The organism is Stenotrophomonas sp. IS26 (assembly GCF_054188265.1).
Genome location: NZ_JBSZJV010000022.1, coordinates 26,115 through 48,061, shown reverse-complemented (window position 1 = coordinate 48,061; position 21,947 = coordinate 26,115). Strand labels below are relative to the sequence as shown.

Below are 21,947 nucleotides of genomic sequence, written 5' to 3'. Positions count from 1 at the left end.
GCCTCACACCACCGCGCCGATCTGGAACATCGGCAGATACAGCCCGAACACCGTCACCAGCGCACCGCCCAGCATCGCCAGCACGCCCAGCACGGCCGCCAGATGGGGGCGATACAGGCCGCCCGGGCCGCGAAACCACTGCAGCAGCACCAGCACCGGCGCGATCCAGGCCCAGCCATACCCGTGGATCAGCGCGCGCGTGAGCCACGGCAGCGCCACGCCGAAGCTGGTGAACACCTCCTGGAACTGCGGCACCACAAAGAACCCGATGGCGGTCATCACGATCGCGGTCAAGCCACTGCTCAGCACGCCCACCGCCAGCAGGCCGTAGCCGCGCGCGGCAGGCGGGAGCGAGGCTCGTACCGCCACCGAGTAGGGATTGTTCATCGTCAACGCGCCTGCGCCCGCGCGATCGCCGCTTCGGCCAACGGTACCATCCGCGCATAACCTGCCGGCGTGGGATGCACGCCATCGGCGGCCAGTTCCGGGTCGAGGCCGCCGTCTTTGTTGGTCATGGCGGTGTGGTAATCCAGATAGACCAGCCCCTGCTGCTCCGCATACGCGCGCAGTGCCCGATTGAGCGCCGTCACTTTGCCCGCGGGCTGCGCGCCGGGTTGCCACGGGTAATCGCTGACCGGCAACACCGAGGCCAGCACGATGCGGATATTGTGGGCCTGTGCCAGTTCCACCATCGCGTGCAGGTTGTCTTCGATCATCGCCTGCGTGGTTGGCCCGGTATTGCCGGCGATATCGTTGGTGCCGGCGAGGATCACCACCAGCGCCGGTTTCAGCGCGATGACGTCCTGCTGGAAGCGCACCAGCATCTGCGCTGTGGTCTGCCCGGAAATACCGCGGTTGACGTAGGGCTTGCCCGGGAAGAAACGCTCACTGCCGGTTGGCCCCCAGCCTTCGGTGATCGAGTCACCGTAGAACACCACGCGCTTGGTCCCCGGCGCGACCGGCGCCAACGCCGCATTCTCGGCCCGGTAGCGCTGCAGTTGCGGCCAGTCCAGCAGGCGCTGCTGCATCTCCGTGACCTGCGCGGGCGTCGCCTGGTCGGCAGGCACCCGATACAACGGGTTGGTCGCAGGCGATTCCTGCGCGTGCGCACTCGGATGCAGGGCGCATGCGGCAAGCGTCGCGGCAAACACGGTGGAACGGATCAAGGCGGTCAAAGCGCGGCACTCCGGTTGCGGCAGGCCGACAGTCTCAGCGATCGGCGACCAGGGAAACAAGCTGCGCTGCGACGCGATCGAACGGGCCGATGTCGCGCGTGGCCCGGCTCATCGCCACCGCGCCCTCGATGCTGGCGATGATCATGGTGGCAATGCCATTGGCCTGCTCGGGCGAGCGGCCACCGCGGGCCAGCGCTTCGGTCAGCCGGGCTTCCCAGCGCGCGAATACCTCGGCCGCGGCCCGCCGTGCATCGTCGGGGGCATCGTCGATCGGCTCTTCGACCGCCGCCGCGAGCACCGGGCAGCCCACGTGGAAATCCGAACGGATCAAGCGCTCGCGCCACGCGGCCAGGAACAGGTGCAGCCCCTCGGGGGCCGCTCCCTGCAGGCAGGTATCGAGCAGCGCATCCACCTTGGCACCCGCCAATGTCGTGGCTTCGGCCAGCACCTGCTGCTTGCCGCCCGGAAAGTGGTGATACGTAGAACCGAACGGCGCCTGCGCGCGCTTGGCAACCTCGCGGACGCTGGAGGCATTGAGTCCGTAGGTGGCCAGCATTTCCGCGGCTGCAGCCACAACGCGCTGCGGTGCATCGGAATGACGTGCGCTCATGGGCCGGACTCCTTGCTAAGACGAGTGTCATAGATTAGCGTATTTGAATTATGACGACTGTTATAGATGAGCACCCACGCCCATGAATCTCTGGTTCCGCCTGCTGTTCCTGCTGCTGTCCTCGCCGTTCCGAGCCAAACTCACCGCCCCGCTGGCCGTGTCGCGATTGACCTTCCGGGTGCTGCCCAACGACATCGACAGCAACCTGCACATGACCAACGGCCGCTATTGGACGATCTTCGACCTGGGCCGGCTCGATCTGGTATTCCGCATGGGCCTGGGCCGGGTGGCATGGCGCTCGAAGTGGGCCCCGATCGTCAGTGGCGGCAGCATCCAGTTCCGGCGCGAGCTCAAGCCGTTCCAGCGCTTCGTGCTGGAGACGCGGCTGGCCGGCTGGGTCGGCACGCGCATCATCATGGAGCAGCGGGTGCTGATCGGCGAGGAGGAGAAAGTGGCCACGCGTGCACTGCTGATCACCGGCATCTACGACCGCCGGCATCGCCGGTTCGTCTCCACCGATCAGATGATGGAGGCCATCGGCGCGCCCATCGTGCCTTCGCCGGAACTGAGCAGGGCCGCGCAGGCGTTGCTTGCGGCGGAAGTGGCGATGAAAGAGGACTGAGGCTCGCGCTGGTCGCGCAGTGTCAGGAGCGCTCAGGCGTCGCGCCAGGGAAGGATCTGCGCCTTGGTCATCATCGTCTGTTCGATCAGGCGCAGGCACTTCTCCCCCGGGCTGACCAGATACCACTGCGCGCTGTTGCGCAGCAGCGGCAGATCGGCGCGGTGATCGGTGTAGGCGACGCGCCACGGCGGCGGATACCCGCGCTCGGCCAGCATCGGAATCTTGTTCTCACCCAGGCAATGACGCTCGCTGACCCACCCTCCCAGGCAGGAGCGCAGGGTGGAGGCGACCAATGGGACGTCCTGCAGACCCTCGCGTTCGAGCAGCGCCTGCGCCAGCGGCTCCCAACACCCCGTGGCGATGACCACCTGGTCGCCCTGCGCGAGATGGTCGCGCAGCCGTTCCACGCCCTGCGTCAGGAACACCGGCTCCGGTCCGCCAAACACCTCGTCGGCATGCGCGACCGCAAGCGCAGCCAGCGCCTCACCGCTACGTCCGAACGTGGCCATCCAGACCGCGAAGCGGACGGGCAGCCGCCGCGTGTGCGGCAGCGCCCAAAGCGGAACCAGCACCGGCAGCGCCAGCACCACACCGGCGATCCGCCACGGCTGGCGTCGCAGCAGCGTTTTGAAGAACCGGCTTGCGGTCTCCCATCCGGTCAGCGTCAAGTCGAAATCGAATACCACCACGTCAGGTTTGGACATCCGTGTCACTCCTTTCAGAAGACGCCTTGCACCAGCAGTTTGTCATCATCGGTCGGTGTGAGCACCAACCCGTAAGCCTCGTTTCCGCGATGGAAGCCTGCCGAACAGATCGCGTCCCAGCCCTGCCCGCAATCCACTTCGGGATGCGCGGCAAAGACGGGCGTGCCCTCGTTGTCGGGCGCGGATACAAGCCATCCGGCCTTGATGAGCAGCGCCTTGGCCTGCGCGTATGGCATGCCGACGGTGATGCCGATCTGCGTCCACGCTGCGGGCAGCGACGGTGCATCAGCGGCATGCACGTGGCCGGCAGACAGCAGGAGCACCACGGCCAGGAACATCGATTTCATCGGCATCACACCAACAACATGGCTGCACAGGATAAAGCGCAGAACCCATCAGAACCCATCCAGCGTCCGCAGCAGTGAGCCAAAGGTCAGATAGAACGAAGTGTGCCCACCCTGCGCGCGGCCGTAGCCGAGGAACACCGGTCCCAGGAACGTATCGGCACCGACGAACAGGCTGCCTGCGGTCTGCATGCCATCCAGGCTGACATCCTCGCGGCGCTGCCAGAATCCGCCCCACTCCACGCTCCCACCGACGTACAGCGGGATGGTCAGCAGCGAATCGGCGTGCGCGACGCGACGGTAATACACCACCCGGGCCAGCGCGGTCTGCGGCGCGAAGATGGATTCTTCCGGATAGCCGGACAGATTGCCCAGCCCACCCAGGAAGCCGTAGGTGGCCAGCAGGTCATCGCCACCGTGTGCGGAGGAGGCGCGCAGGCCCCCCAGCCAGCGGTTCTGGCCGTGTGCCCATGCCCCATCCCACTGCACCCGCGTCACCGCCGCCGAATTGTCGGTGCCGAGCGCGTCGAGATAGTGCTGGCGCGTCACTGACACGCGCTGGCCGCGACTCGGGAAAGCCGAACTGTCGATCGAATCGTGCCGAAGCTGCCAACCGAGGCTGCCCATGTCCGCGCGGTAATTGCCCAGCTCGGTCGGGTTGCCGACGTCCAGGCGCAGGCGCTCACGGCCACGCTCGCCGAACAGCGCGATTTCCCAATCCGGATGTGGCGAATATGCCCAGCGTAGCCCGCCCAGCCACTGGCTGTAGCGGAACTCGGCGAGTGCGCCGCCGCGCATCAGGGCCAGGTCCAGATCGGTGGCGCGGTACTTGGCATAGGTGGACAGCGCATGCCGGCCACTGCTGCCGAACGGCCGGTAGTACTCGGCGAAGGCCTCTTCGACTTCGCCCAGCCCCACGCGCAGTTTCAGCTCCGCGCCCTGCTCGCTGAGGCCGGTACGGGTCAGCTCGGTGATGAGCTGGTAGTTGCTGCTGCCGTCGAAATCATCGGACAGGCGCAGCGCGAAATGCAGGAAATCCGGACCCCAACGTTTGTCCTGCGGTGCAAGCACCAGGCCCTGTTGCCCGTCGCGCTCTTCCAGCCGCCACTGCACCTGCTGGTAGCGGCCTTCGCCGTAGGCCGTGGCCACGTTCTGCTCCACGCGGTCCGGCGCCAGCGGCTGGCCGACCTCCGGCGTCAGGCGCTGCTCGATATAGCGCGCGGTACGTGTCTTATCGCGCAGCACATCGATGAAGGCCACGATCGGCGCTTCATATGCCGGCGGCCGATGCTGGCGGTGGAAGGCGGCGTAGCGGGTGTGATCCACCTGGAAGCGACGAACTGCCGCGACCTCGGCCTGCGTGGCCTGCTCACCGACGCCGACCGCCTGTGGTGAGCGGTTGAAATCCTGGCTGCCCATATCCCCCAGCGGCGGTGTGATCAGCAGATCCTGGGGGCCGAGCGTGGCCAACTGCGCCAGTACTTCGCGCTGCATCAGCACGCTGGCCATCTGGTGACTGATCGCCAAGGGTGAATCCAGCTGCGCTTCGGTCATCAGCGGCGAGCCGACCCGCGACACGATCAGCCGCTGCGCGCCCAGCCGCCGCGCCTCATCGATCGGCACGTTGTCGACCACCCCACCATCGACCAGCAGATGGTCCTCATAGCGCACCGGCGCGAACACGCCCGGCACCGACATGCTCGCGCGGATGGCCAAGGCCAGATCGCCCTGTGCGAACACCACCTTCTCGCCGCTGACGATATCGGTGGCGATGGCCCGGAACGGAATCGGCAGATGATCGAAGTCGCGCACCTGCCAGGTCGGCAGCAGCAGGCGGCGCAGCAGCATCTCCAGCTTCTGGCCCTGGATCAGCCCCTGCGGGAACGCGATCTTGCCGTTGCTCAGGCCGACTTCGACGCCGCCGAGCAGGCGCAGGTCATCTTCCTTGCGGCGCATGCTGCGCTCATCCCGTGGCGGTTTGTCGCGCAGCACCTCGGCCCAGTCGATCCGGTCCAGCACCGCCTCGATCTCGTCGGCGGTGTAGCCGGAGGCATACAGACCGCCGACCACCGCGCCCATCGAGGTGCCGACGATGCAGTCGATCGGTACGCGCTCGCGCTCGAGCACCTTGAGCACGCCGATGTGGGCCGCGCCGCGGGCACCGCCACCGCCGAGGACCAGGCAGGTGCGGGGGCGGTCGGGATCCCGCGTTGCGGAATCAACGGGCGCGGTAGCGGTCTGCGCCACCGCCATGAGCGGGGCGCACGCCAGCGCTGCCAGGACGAACAGCCAGCGGCTGCCAACACGCCGCGTGGCTCTGCCGGTGGCGTGTGCTTGTGCCTGTTGCATTCGATCCCTCATTCCCCGGCACCCGTCATCCCCTTGAAGCGCACTTTGCCTGCCGGGCCGGGCGAGGTCCACCCGTCGCGCGTCGGTCCGCCATCTCAACGGCCGATGGGAAGAAAGCCCACCAGTGCCACGACCAGGCAGACCAGGCCGCCAGCCAGCGGCAGATAGGTGGCCCATACCGGCGCCCCTTGGCCGATCGCGAAGGCAACGAACGCTTCCCGTATGCTTCGACCGGTCAGGAACGGAATGACGACCAGTGCCAGCAGGGGCAACAGCGACGCGAGCCCGAAGCCGAGCAATGCCGGCCGGTGATCGTTGCTGGCGAATCCGCCCAGCGGGTACAGGGCCAAGCCACTGAACAGCCCCACGAAAAACAGGATGTTGGCGACCCGGATCGTGGTGCGGTGACGGCGCCGCAGCGCGGCCCGGGACCAGCCACGGTAGTGCGTCTGCAGTCCCCTCGCCCAGTACGCGACGAGCCATGTGGCGATGATGCCGCCAACGATCCCGCTGCCCGCCGGTCCCCAAGACTGGATATCCATGCCTGCGTCCTTGTGGTCTGACCCGAGTGTAATTCCATCCCCCGCCGAGGAATGCAGAACGGCCGCCCATTTAGGGCGGCCGTGGTTCTGATGCGTATCGCGGCTCACTGATGAGCGGCGCTACCAATGTCTCGCCTCAGCGCTTGGCCGGCGGCGCATTCTTCACATAGGTGTCGAACCAGGTCAGCATTTCCGACACCAGCTGCTCATTGGATTCCAGCGCGGTGTACCAATGCGGTTCGTGCGGCAGCATCACCAGGCGGGTGGTGCCGCCATTGCCGCGGATCGCCTGGAACAGCTTGCGCGACTGGAATGGCTCAGTGCCCGGGTTGGCGTCATCCTCGCCGTGGACCAGCAGCAGCGGCAGCTTGATCTTGTCGGCGTAGAAGAACGGCGAGGCCTTCAGGTACACGTCCTGTGCCTGCCACACCGAGCGACGCTCGTTCTGGAAGCCGAACGGGGTGAACGTCTTATTGTACGACCCACTAGTGGCGACCCCGGCCTTGAACAGATCCGTATGCGCGATCAGATTGGCGGTCATCAGACCCCCATGGCTGTGCCCGGTGACACCAATCCGGTTGCGATCGACCACGCCCAGGTCCACGGCCTTGTCCACCGCGGCCTTCGCATCGGCTTCAAGCTGTTCCAGATACGTGTTGTAGGCGGTTTTCGGGTCGCCGACGATCGGGAACGAGGCGTTGTCGATGATCGCGTAGCCGGCCAGCAGCATCAGCCGGTACGGCGCCAGACGGGTGAAGGTCTGCTGCGAACCGGACACCTGCCCCGCCTGCGCCGCGTTGGCAAAGTCGGCCGGGTACGCGTAGAGAATCGCTGGGACGCGCTGGCCTTCCTTGTACCCCGGCGGCGTGTACAGGGTGAACGACAGGTCCACGCCATCGGCGCGCTTGTAGGTCACCAGGCGCTTCTTGATCTGACGCACTTCGGGGGTCGGGTCCACCAGGTGGGTCAGTGCGTCCGGCTTCGACGCGAACTGCGCTTCGCCCGGCGTGGCGGCGGCGACCCGCTCGCCCAACAGGCGCACGAACGCATTCGGTGCATCGGTCACCGACTGGTGCCACGTGAGGAGGTGGCCAGGCATCGCGCTGAAGCCGATGAACTGCTCATAGGCATCGGCATCGCTGCGGAACAGGCGCTCGGTTTTCAGGCTGCCGAGGTTGAGTGCATCCAGGAAGGGACGATCCCCCTGCGGCGAAGCACCCTGCCCGCGCAGGAACACGCTGTTGCCTTCCTGGCGCACCACGTAGGCACCGGTGGGCAGGCGCTGGTACACGAAATTGCCCGGGTCCTCGTACAGCTCATCACTGGAGAGATCCCACAGCAGGCGACCTTCCTGCTTTGGGTTGTCCACGTTGACGATGCGGGTCTGGCGCCAGTGGCGGTTCTCGTCGTTCTCATCCAGGAAAGCAACGTCAGGCTGCGCGGTCCAGGCCAGGCCTTCGAAACGCTGCGCGGTACGGGCGATCTCGGTAGGCTTGGCGGTGAACGGGGCCTTGAGCATCAGCACGCGGTCACGATGCGGCACGGTGACTTTCCAATCGCCCTTGTCCAAGGCTTCGGCATACACCAGCGTGGCCGGATCGGTCGCGCGCCAATCGAAATCGCGCGGGCCTTCCGGCACGCCGTGCACGGGTACGCGGTCGGCCAGCGGCAGGCTGGCAATCGGCGTGCTGCGGCCGCGGGCAATATCCAGCACCGTCACGTCATTGGCGAAACGCTGGTAGGTCACCGCGTGCGAGAACGGTGCCTTGAGCGTGCTGGTGAGCACATGCACGCCATCCGGTGCGGCCCCGACGCTGTCCAGCAACGCCGGGGCACCCACGGTGCGCACGGTGTTGGAGGTGGTATCCACGACCGCCAGCTGCGACTGGCCGTAATAGGCGAACAGCGCCTCGTCGTACGCACTGGTCAGCGTATCGCGGGCTTCGTAGGTACTGCTTTCGCCCGCCGTCCCCAGCGATTCCTGGATGTCCGGGCCGATCGCCCCTTCGGCGCTTGGCGCCGGACCTTGCTTTGCGGGTACCAGCTTGACCAGCAGCTGCTGGCTGCCACCGAGCCACTGCACGGTGCTGCCAAAAATCGGATTGAGCGCCACCTTCGGCACCTGGCGGACCTGACCGGTGGCCGCATCGCCGACCCACAGCTGCACGCTGTCATCGGCCACGTTCTGGAACGCGAAGCGCTGGCCGTCAGCCGACCACAGCGCCATGCCGGCGCAACCGCTGGGCAAGGCGACCTTGGTGGAGCGGCCGGTGGCGGTCTCCACCACGGTGAAGTCGCCCACGCACGGCGGAATGCCATAGCCGCCGGGCGTGTCGTGGCGGCTGCGGTTTTTGGGCTCCAGGCGCACACCGGCCAGCTTCAGGTACGGCTGGGCAACGCGGGTGATCGAGGGATAGGTCTGCGTGGTCGTCAGCAGCAGGCGCTGGCCGGTCGGGTCGACACTGGGTATCGGCGGCGGCGGTGCCTTGAGCACCTTGAGCAGGCGCTCCGGTGGTGTGGCGTAGCCACTGGCATGGGCCGGCATCGTGCCCAGCGTGGCGAAGGCTGTCACGGTGAACGCCGTGGACCAGAACGTACGAGCAAGCATGCGTGTCCCCTTGGATATGGTGGGAGCCGGCGCGGCAGGGTCGTCGGTCGGCACGTCTCGAATCTAGCACTGCCGTCCTTCCCGAGGATGGGCCAGAAGAAATGGCCGGCGGCTTTTCACCTGATCCGGCAAAGCCTGCCGCAGGCGGCCATCGAGACCGGTATCGCGGTGCGGTACCCTTGTCGTTCCATTGCTTCCGGGTGCCGCTGTGCGAACCGTGCACGCCCTTCGTTATGTCACCCCGCTGCGCGAAGGCGGCTCCCTGCCCGCCGTGGTCGAGACCGACGACGACGGCATGGTGGTGCTCAAATTCCGCGGCGCTGGCCAAGGGCCGAAGGCCCTGATCGCCGAGCTGATCGCCGGCGAGATCGCGCGGACGCTGGGCCTGCCGATCCCCGAGATCGTGTTCGTCGAGCTCGACCGCGAGTTCGCGCGGACCGAGCCGGACCCGGAGATCCAGGACCTGATCCGCGCCAGCGAAGGCCTGAACCTGGGCAGTGATTACCTGCCCGGCGCGATCAACTACGACCCGGCCGCGATGCAGCCCGATGCGGAACTCGCCTCGAAGATCGTGTGGTTCGATGCGTTCACCAGCAACGTGGACCGCACCGCGCGCAATCCCAACCTGATGGTGTGGCATCGCAAGCTGTACCTGATCGACCATGGTGCAGCGATGTACTTCCATCACGATTGGGCCAGTGCGGGCGAGGCCTGCAAGAAGCCCTTCGTGCTGATCCGCGATCATGTACTGCTGCCCTTCGCCACGCAGATTGCCGAGGTCGATGCCGGTCTTGCGGTGATGCTGCCCGATGCGGAGATCGAACGCATCGTCGGCCTGGTGCCGGACAGCTGGCTGGTGGATGAACCCGTGTTCGACAGCCCGGCCGCCTACCGCCAGGCCTATGTCGATTACCTGCAACACCGCCTTCGCGTTCGCGCGGCCTTTGTACAGGAGGCCGTCCGTGCCCACACTGCACACGTATGACTATGCGGTGATCCGCGTGGTGCCCCGCGTGGAACGCGAAGAGTTCATCAACGTCGGGGTCATCGTGTCCTGCCCGGGCGCCAAGCACCTGGAAGCGGCGATCGAACTGGATCTGGAACGGCTGCGCGCCTTCGCGCCCGCCCTGGATATTGAAGGGCTGCAGCCGTGGCTGGATGCCATCGTGGCAATCTGCCGCGGCGATGCGAACGCAGGCCCCATCGCGCAGTTGCCGGCGCGTGCACGTTTCCATTTCTTGACCGCCAAACGCAGCTCGGTGGTGCAGATGTCGAGCACGCATGTGGGCCGCACCGTGGATCCATCAGGTGTGGTGGAACATCTGATGCGGAAGATGGTGCGGGTACCGGTGTAGCGCCGGGTGCTGCCCTCACCCTTTGGGCAGCGCGTAAGCGATCACGTAATCGCCGGCCGGGGTCTCCATGAAGTGGTGGCCACCGGCCATGATGACCACGTACTGGCGCCCGCCAAATTCATAGATCATCGGGTTGGCCTGCCCACCGGCCGGCAGTTTGGCGTGCCAGAGTTCCTTGCCGGTCTTCAGGTCGATCGCGCGCAGCAGATCGTCGGTCGCGGCCGCAATGAAGATCAGTCCGCTGGCGGTGACCACCGAGCCACCGTTGTTCGGCGTGCCGATCTCGATCGGCAGGCCGGAGCGGATGCCGAACGGGCCATTGCCACGGGCGCTGCCGAACGGGCGGTCCCACAGGGTCTTGCCGGTACGCAGGTCGACCGCGCGGATGCCACCGTACGGCGGCTCCTTGCACAGCAGCTTGGTGAACGGCAGGCGCCAGCCAGCGTTGACGTCGATGGCGTACGGCGTGCCCACCTGCGGATCGCCTGCGCCTTCGGCACCGCCCTTGTCGGCGGTGATCTCCTCGCGCGGCACCCAACCCAGCTTGTCCGCCTTTTCGCGCGGCACCAGCCGGTTGTAGTTGGGCATGTCGTTGTAGTTGGCCACGATCACGCCGCGGCGCGGATCCACGGCCACGCTGCCCCAGTCCGAGCCACCGTTGTAGCCGGGATATTCGATGGAGTGACGGTCCGCGGTCGGCGGGGTGTAGAAACCTTCGTAGCTGGCCTCGCGGAACTGGATGCGGCACACCAGCTGATCGATCGGGGTCATGCCCCACATGTCGCGCTCGGTGAGGTCCGGCTTGCGCAGCGTGTGATACAGCGAGAACAGCTGGGTCGGGGAACGCTGCTCCGGCTCGACGCCGCCGGTGGGCACTTTGCGCTCTTCGGCCGGGGTCAGCAGCTTGCCGGTGCGGCGGTCGAGGATGTACATGTCGCCCTGCTTGGTCGGCAGCAGCAGCGCCGGGACTTTGCCGGCGGCGGTCGGGTAGTCGATCAGGGTCGCCTGCGAACCCATGTCGTAATCCCAGACGTCCTTGCGCACGGCCTGGAAGTGCCAGGCCGGCTTGCCGGTGTTGACGTCGATGGCGACCAGCGACGTGGCGTATCTGTTTTCGTTCTCGGTGCGCGAGCCACTCCAGTAATCGCCGGCCGAGTTGCCCATCGGCAGGTAGACCAGGCCGAGTTCGTCGTCACCGGTCGCGGTGGTCCACATGTTCGGGGTGCCGCGGGTATAGGTCTCGCCGGCCGGCGGTGCGCCGTTGCGTTCCGGGCGGACCATATCCCACGCCCAGCGCAGCTTGCCGGTCACGGCATCGTAGGCCTGGATCACGCCCGAGGGGGCGTCGCGGCGCTGGCCATCCAGCACCTGGTGGCCGGTCACGATCACGCCCTGCACGATCGCCGGCGGCGAGGTGATGGAGACATAGCCGGCGGGGCTGTCGCCCATGCCAACGGTGATGTCCACCTGACCGTTGTTGCCGAAGCCTGTGCACAGCTTGCCGGTGGCGGCATCGACCGCGATCAGGCGGCCATCCAGGGTGCCTTCAATGATGCGGGCGGCACAGGCGCCGCGCGGCACCTGGGTCAGCACCGGCACGCCACTGGGGACGGCAAGATCGGCGGCGACATCGTTCAGCGCGGTGTCCTGCGCGGTGGCCGGCACTTCGTAATAGGAGACGCCACGGCAGGCCGCGGTGTACGGAATGGACGTGTCCTTGATCTTCGGGTCGTAGCGCCAGCGCTCGGTGCCATCGGCCGCGTTAAGCGCGACCAGCTGATTGCGCGCGGTGCACAGGTAGAGGCTATCGCCGACTTTCAGCGGCGTGGTTTCCGCGCCCCAGCGCTTCTCCGGCAGATCACCGGTGCGGAACAACCAGGCCTGCTCCAGCTTGGCCACGTTATCCGGGGTGATCTGCTGCAGCGGCGAGAAGCGCGTGGCGGCATTGTTGCGGCCATAGGCGGCCCAGTCGCCATCCACCGGGCGGTCGGCCGGCTGCAGGGGCGCATCGGCGGTCGGTGCCAGGCCGGTGCTGGTCATCGGTTCGGGGAACGCGCCCTCGGCGGCGGTAACGCCGTGCGGCACGAAGGCCAGGGTGAAGGCCGCGACGAACACGAGCGCGAGCACGCCGGCGATGCCACGCGAGACCTTGCGTGAGACCGGGCGATCCAGCGTGGGCAACAGCAGCGACAGCACGAAGCCGATGGCCACGATCAGGCCCAGGCGCGGTACCCAGCGCCAGTAGTTGCTGCCCGACTCCCACCATGTCCACAGCAGCGTGCCGACGAACACCAGCGCAAACCACAGCGCGCCGCTGTAACGGCCCCGCCACAGCTGTACGCCAGAGATCAACAGGCCGACACCGGCCAGCACGTAGTACCAGGAACCACCGAGGCTGGCGAGCCAAGCGCCCCCTGCGGTGAATACAACCCCCAGCAACAGAATGACAATGGCCAGCACAGCCACCAGCCAATGGCGGGGGCGGCGGGTCTGCGTCGTGGTGGACATCGGTCTCTCCTGGAGCGCGAAGATCGCCGACATTGCTGCCGGCCCCGCGGCTCTTATCCCACCGGGGTCGTGAACGTTGCGCGTTCTTTGCAGCGGTCGCCAACGTCGGCACAGCCGACGATGAAACCCGGCAAGCCCCTGCCCCACAACGAAAAACGCCGGCGTGTGCCGGCGTTCTCCGTGTGACTCCCACTGGCAGGGCTTACGCCTCCGGGGGTGTCACTGCCGGGCTGGCCTCGATGGCTGCCGGTGTCTCTTCTTCCACACCCTCGTCCAGCGAGGCGTCCATGCGTTCCACCGCCTGGAGTTTCTCTTCCTTGGACAGACGGATCAGGGTCACGCCCTGCGTGTTGCGGCCGACGCGCGAGATTTCCGAACCACGGGTGCGCACCAGGGTGCCACCATCGGAAATCAGCAGCACTTCGTCGCGCGGCCCCATCAGCACCGCACGCACCAGCTTGCCGTTGCGCTCGGTGGTCTGGATGCCGATCACGCCCTGCGTGCCACGGCCCTTGCGTGGGTAATCCGGCAGCGGGGTGCGCTTGCCGTAGCCGTTCTCGGTCGCGGTCAGGATGTACAGCGCGTTGTCATCGTCAGCCCCGTTCTCGATCACGGCATCACCGCTGTCGATCACGGTCTCGTCGACCTGGCTCTCATCCTCGTTCTCGTCTTCACTGCCGCCCGCACTCTCGGCCACGATCAGACTGACCACTTCCTCGCCCTTGGGCATCTTGATGCCGCGCACGCCGGTAGCGGTACGGCCCATCGAGCGGACCTTGTCCTCACCAAAGCGCACGGTCTTGCCGTTGGAGGCGAACAGCAGGATGTCGCGCTCACCGTCGGTCAGGCCGACGCCGACCAGCGCGTCACCCTCATCGAGGTTGATCGCGATCTTGCCGCGTGCCAGACGGAAGGCGAACTCGCTGAGCGGGGTCTTCTTGACGGTGCCGTTGCGGGTGGCGAAGAACACGAACTGGCCTTCGGCATACTCGCGGACCGGCAGCACGGCCTGCACCCGCTCACCGGCTTCCAGCGGAATCCAGTTGATGATCGGGCGGCCACGGGCGTTGGAACCGGCTTCCGGCAGCTGATGCACCGGCAGCCAGAATACCTTGCCCGCACTGGTGAAGGTCAGCAACGTATCGTGCGTGTTGACCAGCCACAGCTGTTCGATGAAATCCTCTTCCTTGGTCGACGCGGCGCTGCGGCCACGGCCACCGCGGCGCTGGGCCCGGTAGGCGCTGACCGGCTGGCGCTTGGCATAGCCGGCGTGCGACAGGGTGACCACCACGTCTTCCGGGGCGATCAGGTCGAGGATGTCCAGGTCTTCTTCGCTGTGGCGGATCTCGGTGCGGCGTTCGTCACCGAACTCGGTACGCACGTTGATCAGTTCTTCGCGGATGACCTGCAGCAGACGGTCGGGATCTTCCAGGATTTCGATCAGCCCGGCGATCACTTCCAGCAGCTGCTTGTACTCGTCGGTCAGGCGGTCCTGCTCCAGCCCGGTCAGGCGATGCAGGCGCATTTCCAGGATCTGGGTCGCCTGGATCTCGGTCAGCTGGTAGCCGCCCTCGAGCAGGCCCACACCCTTGGGCAGATCATCCGGACGCGACGCTTCGGCACCGGCGGCGCCCAGCATCGAGCCGACCAGGCCCGGCTCCCACAGGCGGGCGAGCATGCGTTCGCGCGCTTCGGTGGGGTTCGGCGAGGTCTTGATCAGTTCGATCATCTCGTCGATGTTGGCCAGCGCGACGGTCAGGCCTTCCAGCACGTGCGCACGGGCACGCGCCTTGCGCAGCTCGAACACGGTGCGGCGGGTGACCACTTCGCGGCGGTGACGCACGAAGGCCTCGAGCATCTGCTTGAGGTTCATCAACTGCGGGCGGCCATCCACCAGCGCCACCATGTTGATGCCGAACACCGACTCCATCTGGGTCTGCTGGTAGAGGTTGTTCAACACCACTTCCGCCGACTCGCCACGCTTGATCTCGATGAAGATGCGCATGCCGTCCTTGTCGGACTCATCGCGCAGTTCACTGATGCCTTCGAGCTTCTTTTCCTTGACCAGCTCGGCGATCTTCTCGATCAACCGGGCCTTGTTCACCTGGTACGGGATCTCGGTCACGATGATCGATTCGCGGCCGTTGTCAGCCACTTCGACCTCGGCCTTGGCGCGGATGCGCACACGGCCACGACCGGTCCGGTACCCGGCAACGATGCCGGCGGTGCCGTTGATGATGCCTGCGGTCGGGAAGTCCGGGCCCGGGATGAACTCCATCAGGCCGTCGACGTCGATCTCGGGATTGTCGATCAGCGCGATGCAGGCGTTGATCGATTCGGTCAGGTTGTGCGGCGGGATGTTGGTCGCCATGCCCACCGCGATACCGGCCGAACCATTGACCAGCAGGTTCGGGAACCGGGTCGGCATGACCGTCGGCTCCAGTTCCTTCTCGTCGTAGTTGGGCTGGAAATCGACCGTTTCCTTCTCGATGTCCGCCATCAGCTCATGGGTGAGCTTGGACATGCGGGCTTCGGTGTATCGCATCGCAGCGGCGGAGTCGCCGTCGACCGAGCCGAAGTTACCCTGGCCATCGACCAGCATGTAACGCAGCGAGAACGGCTGCGCCAGACGCACCAGCGTGTCGTACACCGACTGATCGCCATGCGGGTGGTACTTACCGATGACGTCACCGACGATACGCGCCGACTTGAAGTAAGGCTTGTTGGCGTGCGCGTTGAGTTCACTCATCGCGAACAGCACGCGGCGATGCACCGGCTTGAGGCCATCGCGCGCATCCGGGAGTGCGCGCCCCACGATCACGCTCATCGCGTAATCGAGGTAACTCTTGCGCATCTCGTCTTCCAGGTTGACCTGGATGATTTCCTTGGCGGTTTCTGCCATTCGGGTTCCGTTGTCTGGTAGCGGTCCAGTCCGTCACGACCGCCCTTTCGGGGCAGTTGCGCCGGAATCTCGATTAACCGTTGGATTCTACCACAGCAGGCCGTTCTCCGCCTGCTTTTACGGGGGTTTTACCGGCAAGAATCAGGAACTTACGAGGGCGTTGCCGGACGCTGGGGTGGGTACCGACCCATGCTCATCGGCGGTACCGACCAACGGTTGGCCGCTACCGGGCAGGCCACGACCCTTGGTCGTGGCGCGGGCCGCAGCAGGCCTCAGCCGAAGGCGGCCTGCATGTTGGCCACTGTCGGGCTCAGGATCACCCCGCGTTCGGTCACGATGGCATCGATCAGGCTGCCCGGGGTGACATCGAACACCGGGTTCCAGGCGGCGATGCCCTCGGCCACGGTGCGGGTGCCGCCCACGCCGTACAGCTCGCCCGGGTCGCGCTGCTCGATCTCGATCTGCTCGCCGTCGGCGGTGTCCATGTCCACTGTGGAGGAAGGCGCCACCACCATGAACTTCACGCCGTGGTGGCGGGCGGCGATGGCCAGCTGGTAGGTGCCGATCTTGTTGGCGGTATCCCCGTTGGCGCAGATGCGGTCCGCACCCACGATGACCCACTGCACCGCACCGGTCTTCATCAGGTGCGAGGCCGCCGAATCGGCGATCAGGGTGGCGTCGATGCCGTCCTGCTGCAGCTCCCACACGGTCAGGCGCGCGCCCTGCAGCCACGGCCGGGTCTCACCGGCGAACACGCGGGCGATGCGGTGCTGGGCCATGCCGGCACGGATCACGCCCAACGCGGTACCGAAGCCGGCGGTGGCCAGCGAGCCGGTGTTGCAGTGGGTCAGCACGCCGCTGCCCGCCTCGATCAAGCAAGCGCCCAGCGCGCCCATGTGACGGTTGGCAGCCAGGTCCTCCTCGGCGATCGCCTGCGCCTCGGCAGCCAGCACCTGCTGCCAGTCGGCACCAGCCGGGGCCAGCGCGCGGCGCATCCGGGCCAGCGCCCAGGCCAGATTCACGGCGGTCGGGCGGGAGGCATTGAGGCGCTGCAGCGCCGGTTCCAGCTTCAGCAGCGCCTGGGCGCCATCATCGGCCTGCACCTCGTTGGCCGCCAGTACCACACCCCAGGCGGCCGCAATGCCGATGGCCGGCGCGCCGCGCACGGTCAGCGCGTGGATGGCCTCGGCGACTGCATCGCTGTCGCGGCACTCCACGTGCTCGACAATGAACGGCAGTTTGCGCTGGTCGAGCAGCTGCAGGCTCTCGCCGGTCCACAGGATCGGGCGGATATGGTCGTAACGGGCGTAATCGATATCGGTGGATGCGTTCATCGGCCCATTGTAGCGGCGCGCCGATGCGGGCGGAATCGCGTGCTCAGTTGACCGCGAACTCGGCGCGGCAGCCCTTGTCCACCCACACCCCGCGGCTGTCCCAGCCCCAACTGCTGCCCTGCTCGCAGGGCGTGCCGGAGAGCTGCTTGTTGAGCGTGGCACCGTGGGTGATCCCGGCGCCACAGAAGCGGCGCTGACGGGATTTGGATTCGCAGACGAGAATGCGTGGCACGTTGAGGAAGCCGCTGCCATCGGCGGCACCGACCTCGAACTCGCCCTGGCAACCGCGGGTCACCCAGATCTCGTTGCGGCGGTAGCCCCAGCTGTGACCTTCGCGACACGGCAGCGAGGTGAGCTGGCGAAGCAGGCGCACCGGCGCACCCTGCAACACCACCGGACAGCTCTGCGGGCGGCCATTGGATTCACAGCGCACGACGCGGCGCGTGCGACGCTCTCCATCGGCGCGGGTGGCGGCAACGGCCGTGCGCGCGCGGAACTCAGCGCGGCAGCCCAAGGTGACCCAGACGCCGGAGCGATCGGTGCCCCACTCCGAGCCACGCACACAACTGTTGTCGGACAGCTGGCGGATCAGATCCACGCCGCGCTCGGTGGGAATATCGCAGTGCACCCATCCCATATCGCGCGATTCGCAGCGCACCACTTCGCCGGCATAGCCGCCCGCCTGCGCGAGGGCCGTCTCCGGCATCAGCGCAGTCCACAGCAACACCGGCCACAAGGGCATGCCCGCGCCTACCAACAGCTTCATCAACTCGATCCCTGCCACGCCTGAACGATCACCTGACCACCTTCGGACATCCGGTGTGATCAGAGCATCATCATGCAGGCCGCGCAAGACGCGAATGCGTCAAAACGCCTCAGGCGTGGGCGAAATCCAGAGCCAGCACATCGGCGATCCGGCCGGTGCCGTTCATCGCCATCAACAAGCGGTCCACACCGACCGCGACACCCGCGCAATCGGGCAGGTCCGGCAGCGCTGCGAGCAGGTGTTCATCCAGCGGCGGCAGCACGTCGCCACGTGCGGTGCGTATCGCATGGTCGCGCTCGAAACGCGCGCGTTGCTCAACCGCGTCGTTCAGCTCGTGATAGCCATTGGCCAGTTCGACACTGCCCAGGTACAGCTCGAAACGCTCGGCCAGGGGCGGTGTACCGGGACGGATCCGGGCCAGTGCCGCCTGGGTCGCGGGCCAGTCATGCACGACCGTCATGGTGTCGTCACGGAAGTGCGGCTGGATGCAGTGGGTCATCAGCAGATCGAGCCAATCGTCGCGGGTGAGCCCATCGGCATCGATGCGGATCTCGGCCAGCGGCGCCTGCAGCTGTTCCAGGTTGGCCTGGAACGGGTCCAGCCCGATGTGCCGCTGGTAGAGACCGCGGTAATCGATCACCTCCAACGTGGCCTCGCGCTGGACCAGCTGCAGCGCGGCGCGCACCAGCTCGGCGGTCTCGCCCATCAAGCGGCGTTGATCCCAGCCGACCCGATACCACTCCAGCATGGTGAACTCGGGGTTGTGGCGGCCACCGGCCTCGCCATTACGGAACACGCGGCCGAGTTCGTAACAGTCCCCCACCCCGGCGGCGAGCAGCCGCTTGAGCGGAAACTCCGGCGAGGTGCGTAGCCAGCGTTGCGGCGTGCCTGCATCCACGTGCCCGCTGAAGCGGGTGTGGAAGCTGTCGATGTTCGGCTCGGTATTGCCGGCGGCGGAGAGGATCGGCGTTTCCACCTCCAGCACATCGCGCGCGGCGAAGAAGCTGCGGATCAGCGCGTTGAGCGCGGCACGCTGGCGCAGCGCGGCGATCATGCGCGCGCGTCCTTCAGGCGCTGGGCCAACGGCAGGGTGAGCAGATCGCGGGTGTCATCCACATAGCCGGTGGCCAGGTACAACCGGCGCGCCAGTTCGTTGTGGTGGTTTACCTCCAGGCGCATGCGTTCCACGCCCCGCGCATTGGCACGCTGCTCCAGAATCGCCAGCGCCTGCTTGCCGCGCCCTCTGCCGCGCGCGGCATGGGCCAGGTAGAGCTCGTCCAGCAGCGCGAAATGACCGCCCTGCTCCAGGCTGAAGCCCATCGCCAGCGCCCCATAACCCACCACAGCGCCCGCCTCGTCCAGCCACAACAACACTTCGCCATTGCGCGGATCTTCCAGCAGTGCGGCCAAGGCATTGCGGACCCGGGTGTCGTCGAAATCGAGTTTATCTTCGGCGTAGAAATCACGCATCAGCCCGATCAACAGCGCGGTGTCAGCCACGGTGGCCAGGCGGAAATCAAGGGGAATGGTCTGCATGCGATCTCTCTTGTTCAATGCTGCGCGAGGAAAGCGACCAGCTGGTCTTCGTCCCAGACCGGCACGCCCAGCTCCTGCGCCTTGGTCAGCTTGGAGCCGGCCTCGGCGCCCGCCACCACGAACGAGGTCTTCTTGGACACACTGCCGGCCACCTTGGCGCCCAACGCTTCCAGGCGCGCCTTGGCCTCATCGCGATTCATCTGCGACAACGTTCCGGTCAGCACGGCGGTCTGGCCCTCCAGCGGACCTGCTGCCTGCTCGGCCTGTTCCGGCGCCAGCGCCAGCAGCCTCTGGCGGTACTCCTCGGCCTTGAGCAGCATCGGGCCGTGGCCCTCGCTGTCCAGCCAGTCGGCCAGGCCCATGGCCACCTCGTTGGGCAGGCCGGCGGCCACGAAGCGTACCGGCTCGGCATCCAGCAGCGCGGCAGCGTCCGGCAGCACGGCGACCAGCTTCTCGGCGCGCAGGCGGGTGATGCCCGGAATCTCCGCCTCGACCAACAACTGCGCGAAATCCAGACCCTCGCGCAGCTTGGCGATCGGCGGGTGCACATCGCTGATGCGCACCTGACCGACCTGCAGCAGGGCATCGATCGCCTCCTGGTTGCCGGCCTGTTCGAAGAAGTGGCCGAGCGAGCGCGCGACTTCGCCGCCGATATCGGGCACGCGCTTGAACAGCGGCCACGGCAGGTGGCGGATCAGCTGCAGATCGCCGAACCAGGTCGCCAGGGCCTTGGCGGTGCTTTCACCGACATGCTCGATGCCCAGCGCGAACAACAGGCGCTCCAGCGTGGTGGTACGGCTGGCGTCGATGGCGCCGATCAGATTGTCGGCCCACTTGGTGGCGATCTTCTTCGTGTTCCAGGTGAACGTGGCCGGCATCGCCAGCGCCTGCGCGCGCCATCCCGCATCGCTGCCATCCAGCTTGAGCAGCCCGCGGAGATAGTCGCCACTGCCTTCCGGCGGCAGATGCAGGCCGATCTGGCTGGCCAGCGCCTCGGGCGATTCGGCATCCAGCACCAGCTTGAGCTGCAGCAGTTGATCGCGCTGCAGACGGTACAGATCCGACACGCCGCGCACGATGCCGGCATCGACCAGCGTCTCGATGTACTTGCCGCCCAATCCGTCGATATCCATCGCACGGCGCGAGGCGAAGTGCGCGATGGCTTCCTTGCGCTGCGCCGGGCAGCTCAACTCACCCGAGCAGCGCCAGGCGGCCTCGCCCTCTTCGCGGACGATCTCCGAACCGCACACCGGGCACTGCGAGGGCATCTGCCACGGCGTGGTACCGGCGGGGCGGCGATCAGCGATCACACTGACCACTTCCGGGATCACATCGCCGGCGCGGCGCACGATCACCGTATCGCCCACGCGGACATCCAGACGCGCGATCTGGTCGGCGTTGTGCAGCGTCGCGTTGGACACGATCACGCCGGCCACGGCCACCGGTGCCAGGCGCGCCACCGGGGTCGCCGCGCCGGTGCGGCCGATCTGGATCTCGATCGCCTCCACCGTGGTGGTCTGCTCCTGTGCCGGGAACTTGTGCGCGATCGCCCAGCGCGGGGCACGCGCGACGAACCCCATCTGTTCCTGGCCGGCGCGGTCATCGAGCTTGTAGACCACCCCGTCGATATCGAAGGCCAGGCCATCGCGGCGCTCGCCAATGTCACGGTAATAGGCCAGCAGCCCGTCCGCACCTTCCACCACCTGGCACAGGTCGCTGACCGGGAAGCCCCATGCACGCAGCTGGGCCAGCGTGGCCGAGTGGGTGGGCGGCAGTTCACCGCCGTCGACCTGGCCGATGCCATAGGCGTAGAAACTGAGCTTGCGCCTGGCGCTCATCTTCGGATCCAGCTGGCGCAGCGAGCCGGCCGCGGCGTTGCGCGGATTGGCCAGCACCTTGCCGTCATGCAGCCGGGCATCGGCGTTGTAGGCCTCGAAATCAGCGCGGGCCATATAGACCTCGCCGCGTACTTCCAACACCCCGGGCCAGCCCTCGCCTTTGAGCACCTGCGGGATCACGCTGATCTGGCGCAGGTTGGCACTGACATCCTCACCGGTGGCGCCATCACCCCGGGTTGCGCCCTGGACGAAGCGGCCATTCTCGTAGCGCAGGCTGATCGCCAGGCCGTCGAGCTTGGGTTCGGCGGAGAAGTAAAGCGTGCTCCGGCGCAGGCGCTCGCTGATGCGGCGCACGAAATCCTGGACTTCTTCATCGCTGAAGGCATTGCCCAGCGACAGCATCGGCACCGCATGGCGGACCTCGGCGAAACGCGAGGAGGCCTTGCCACCGACCTGCCGGGTCGGCGAGTCGGCCACGGCCAGCTCCGGGTGCGCCTGCTCGATCGCTTCCAGCTCGCGCACCAGCCGGTCGTACTCGACGTCGGGAATCAGCTGCTCATCGCGCTCGTGGTAGGCCTTGCCGGCCTCCCCGATCTGGCGGCGCAGGACGTCGGCACGTGCGGCGGGGCTGGGGGTCATGCGGAAGGCGATCCTGGTGGGGCATTCAATTTTACCCCTCCCCCCGCTCCTGCGCGCAGTGAAGAACGCTTGCCGCCGATCCGCCGTGGCGCTAGCGTGCGCCAAACCCCTTGTT

Annotated in this window: 18 protein-coding genes; 3 read left to right on the top strand and 15 right to left on the bottom strand. The window is 66.8% G+C overall.

All coding sequences use genetic code 11. The features are described from left to right. Positions 1 to 3: 3 nt before the first annotated feature. The 3 genes from ACW6W5_RS15670 to ACW6W5_RS15660 are packed head-to-tail and all read right to left on the bottom strand — an operon-like array spanning position 4 to position 1,785. The gene (locus ACW6W5_RS15670; RefSeq protein WP_152153332.1) at positions 4 to 387 is read right to left on the bottom strand and encodes a hypothetical protein; all 384 of its coding nucleotides are present in this window, start codon (positions 385 to 387) and stop codon (positions 4 to 6) included. 2 nt (positions 388 to 389) lie between these two features. Beyond that, entirely contained in the window at positions 390 to 1,175 is a 786-nt protein-coding gene (locus ACW6W5_RS15665) for an SGNH/GDSL hydrolase family protein (protein WP_428999841.1), read from the bottom strand. A gap of 34 nt (positions 1,176 to 1,209) precedes the next feature. Beyond that, on the bottom strand, positions 1,210 to 1,785 hold the full coding sequence (locus tag ACW6W5_RS15660; protein WP_152153334.1) for a TetR/AcrR family transcriptional regulator: 576 nt from the start codon (positions 1,783 to 1,785) through the stop codon (positions 1,210 to 1,212). An 82-nt stretch (positions 1,786 to 1,867) separates the two neighbouring features. On the opposite strand from ACW6W5_RS15660, the gene ACW6W5_RS15655 reads away from it, so the two are divergent. After that, on the top strand, positions 1,868 to 2,407 hold the full coding sequence (locus tag ACW6W5_RS15655) for an acyl-CoA thioesterase (RefSeq protein ID WP_152153336.1): 540 nt from the start codon (positions 1,868 to 1,870) through the stop codon (positions 2,405 to 2,407). 32 nt (positions 2,408 to 2,439) lie between these two features. On the opposite strand, the gene ACW6W5_RS15650 is transcribed toward ACW6W5_RS15655, so the two are convergent. The 5 genes from ACW6W5_RS15650 to ACW6W5_RS15630 form a co-directional block, all read right to left on the bottom strand. Then, entirely contained in the window at positions 2,440 to 3,111 is a 672-nt protein-coding gene (locus ACW6W5_RS15650) for an HAD family hydrolase (protein WP_152153338.1), read from the bottom strand. Between the two features lie 14 nt (positions 3,112 to 3,125). Beyond that, on the bottom strand, positions 3,126 to 3,458 hold the full coding sequence (locus ACW6W5_RS15645; RefSeq protein WP_152153340.1) for a hypothetical protein: 333 nt from the start codon (positions 3,456 to 3,458) through the stop codon (positions 3,126 to 3,128). Between the two features lie 48 nt (positions 3,459 to 3,506). After that, a complete protein-coding gene (locus ACW6W5_RS15640; RefSeq protein WP_193222829.1) occupies positions 3,507 to 5,804 on the bottom strand; it encodes a patatin-like phospholipase family protein in 2,298 nt (765 codons plus the stop codon). 95 nt (positions 5,805 to 5,899) lie between these two features. Beyond that, on the bottom strand, positions 5,900 to 6,346 hold the full coding sequence (locus ACW6W5_RS15635; RefSeq protein ID WP_193222830.1) for a hypothetical protein: 447 nt from the start codon (positions 6,344 to 6,346) through the stop codon (positions 5,900 to 5,902). A 136-nt stretch (positions 6,347 to 6,482) separates the two neighbouring features. Continuing rightward, positions 6,483 to 8,954, bottom strand: coding sequence for a S9 family peptidase (locus tag ACW6W5_RS15630; RefSeq protein ID WP_152153344.1), 2,472 nt, complete (start codon positions 8,952 to 8,954; stop codon positions 6,483 to 6,485). Positions 8,955 to 9,162: 208 nt separating this feature from the next. Between ACW6W5_RS15630 and ACW6W5_RS15625 the strand changes: the two genes are divergently transcribed. Both ACW6W5_RS15625 and ACW6W5_RS15620 read left to right on the top strand, forming a co-directional pair. Next, on the top strand, positions 9,163 to 9,939 hold the full coding sequence (locus ACW6W5_RS15625; RefSeq protein ID WP_121037814.1) for a HipA family kinase: 777 nt from the start codon (positions 9,163 to 9,165) through the stop codon (positions 9,937 to 9,939). Next, a complete protein-coding gene (locus ACW6W5_RS15620) occupies positions 9,917 to 10,309 on the top strand; it encodes a DUF3037 domain-containing protein (protein ID WP_152153346.1) in 393 nt (130 codons plus the stop codon). Before ACW6W5_RS15625 ends, ACW6W5_RS15620 begins: the two co-directional genes overlap by 23 nt. Positions 10,310 to 10,324: 15 nt before the next feature. Here ACW6W5_RS15620 and ACW6W5_RS15615 read toward each other — a convergent pair whose 3' ends face one another. The 7 genes from ACW6W5_RS15615 to ligA form a co-directional block, all read right to left on the bottom strand. Continuing rightward, positions 10,325 to 12,817 carry a membrane-bound PQQ-dependent dehydrogenase, glucose/quinate/shikimate family gene (locus ACW6W5_RS15615; RefSeq protein WP_152153348.1) on the bottom strand — a complete coding sequence of 831 codons (2,493 nt, stop codon included), beginning with the start codon at positions 12,815 to 12,817 and terminating at the stop codon, positions 10,325 to 10,327. Positions 12,818 to 13,019: 202 nt separating this feature from the next. Next, positions 13,020 to 15,719: a DNA gyrase subunit A gene (gyrA, locus tag ACW6W5_RS15610; protein WP_121037823.1), complete on the bottom strand. Its 2,700-nt coding sequence runs from the start codon at positions 15,717 to 15,719 to the stop codon at positions 13,020 to 13,022. A gap of 272 nt (positions 15,720 to 15,991) precedes the next feature. Next, positions 15,992 to 17,053 (bottom strand): S-methyl-5-thioribose-1-phosphate isomerase, encoded by a 1,062-nt coding sequence (gene mtnA / locus ACW6W5_RS15605; RefSeq protein WP_121037826.1) that lies wholly within the window; start codon positions 17,051 to 17,053, stop codon positions 15,992 to 15,994. A gap of 43 nt (positions 17,054 to 17,096) precedes the next feature. Further along, complete coding sequence (locus ACW6W5_RS15600; protein WP_121037829.1) at positions 17,097 to 17,819, bottom strand: DUF3011 domain-containing protein; 723 nt, start codon at positions 17,817 to 17,819, stop codon at positions 17,097 to 17,099. A 109-nt stretch (positions 17,820 to 17,928) separates the two neighbouring features. Beyond that, complete coding sequence (gene epmA / locus ACW6W5_RS15595) at positions 17,929 to 18,873, bottom strand: EF-P lysine aminoacylase EpmA (protein ID WP_121037832.1); 945 nt, start codon at positions 18,871 to 18,873, stop codon at positions 17,929 to 17,931. Next, entirely contained in the window at positions 18,870 to 19,355 is a 486-nt protein-coding gene (locus ACW6W5_RS15590) for a GNAT family N-acetyltransferase (protein ID WP_121037835.1), read from the bottom strand. Before ACW6W5_RS15590 ends, epmA begins: the two co-directional genes overlap by 4 nt. Positions 19,356 to 19,369: 14 nt before the next feature. Next, positions 19,370 to 21,832: an NAD-dependent DNA ligase LigA gene (gene ligA, locus ACW6W5_RS15585; protein WP_152153350.1), complete on the bottom strand. Its 2,463-nt coding sequence runs from the start codon at positions 21,830 to 21,832 to the stop codon at positions 19,370 to 19,372. Positions 21,833 to 21,947: the final 115 nt, after the last annotated feature.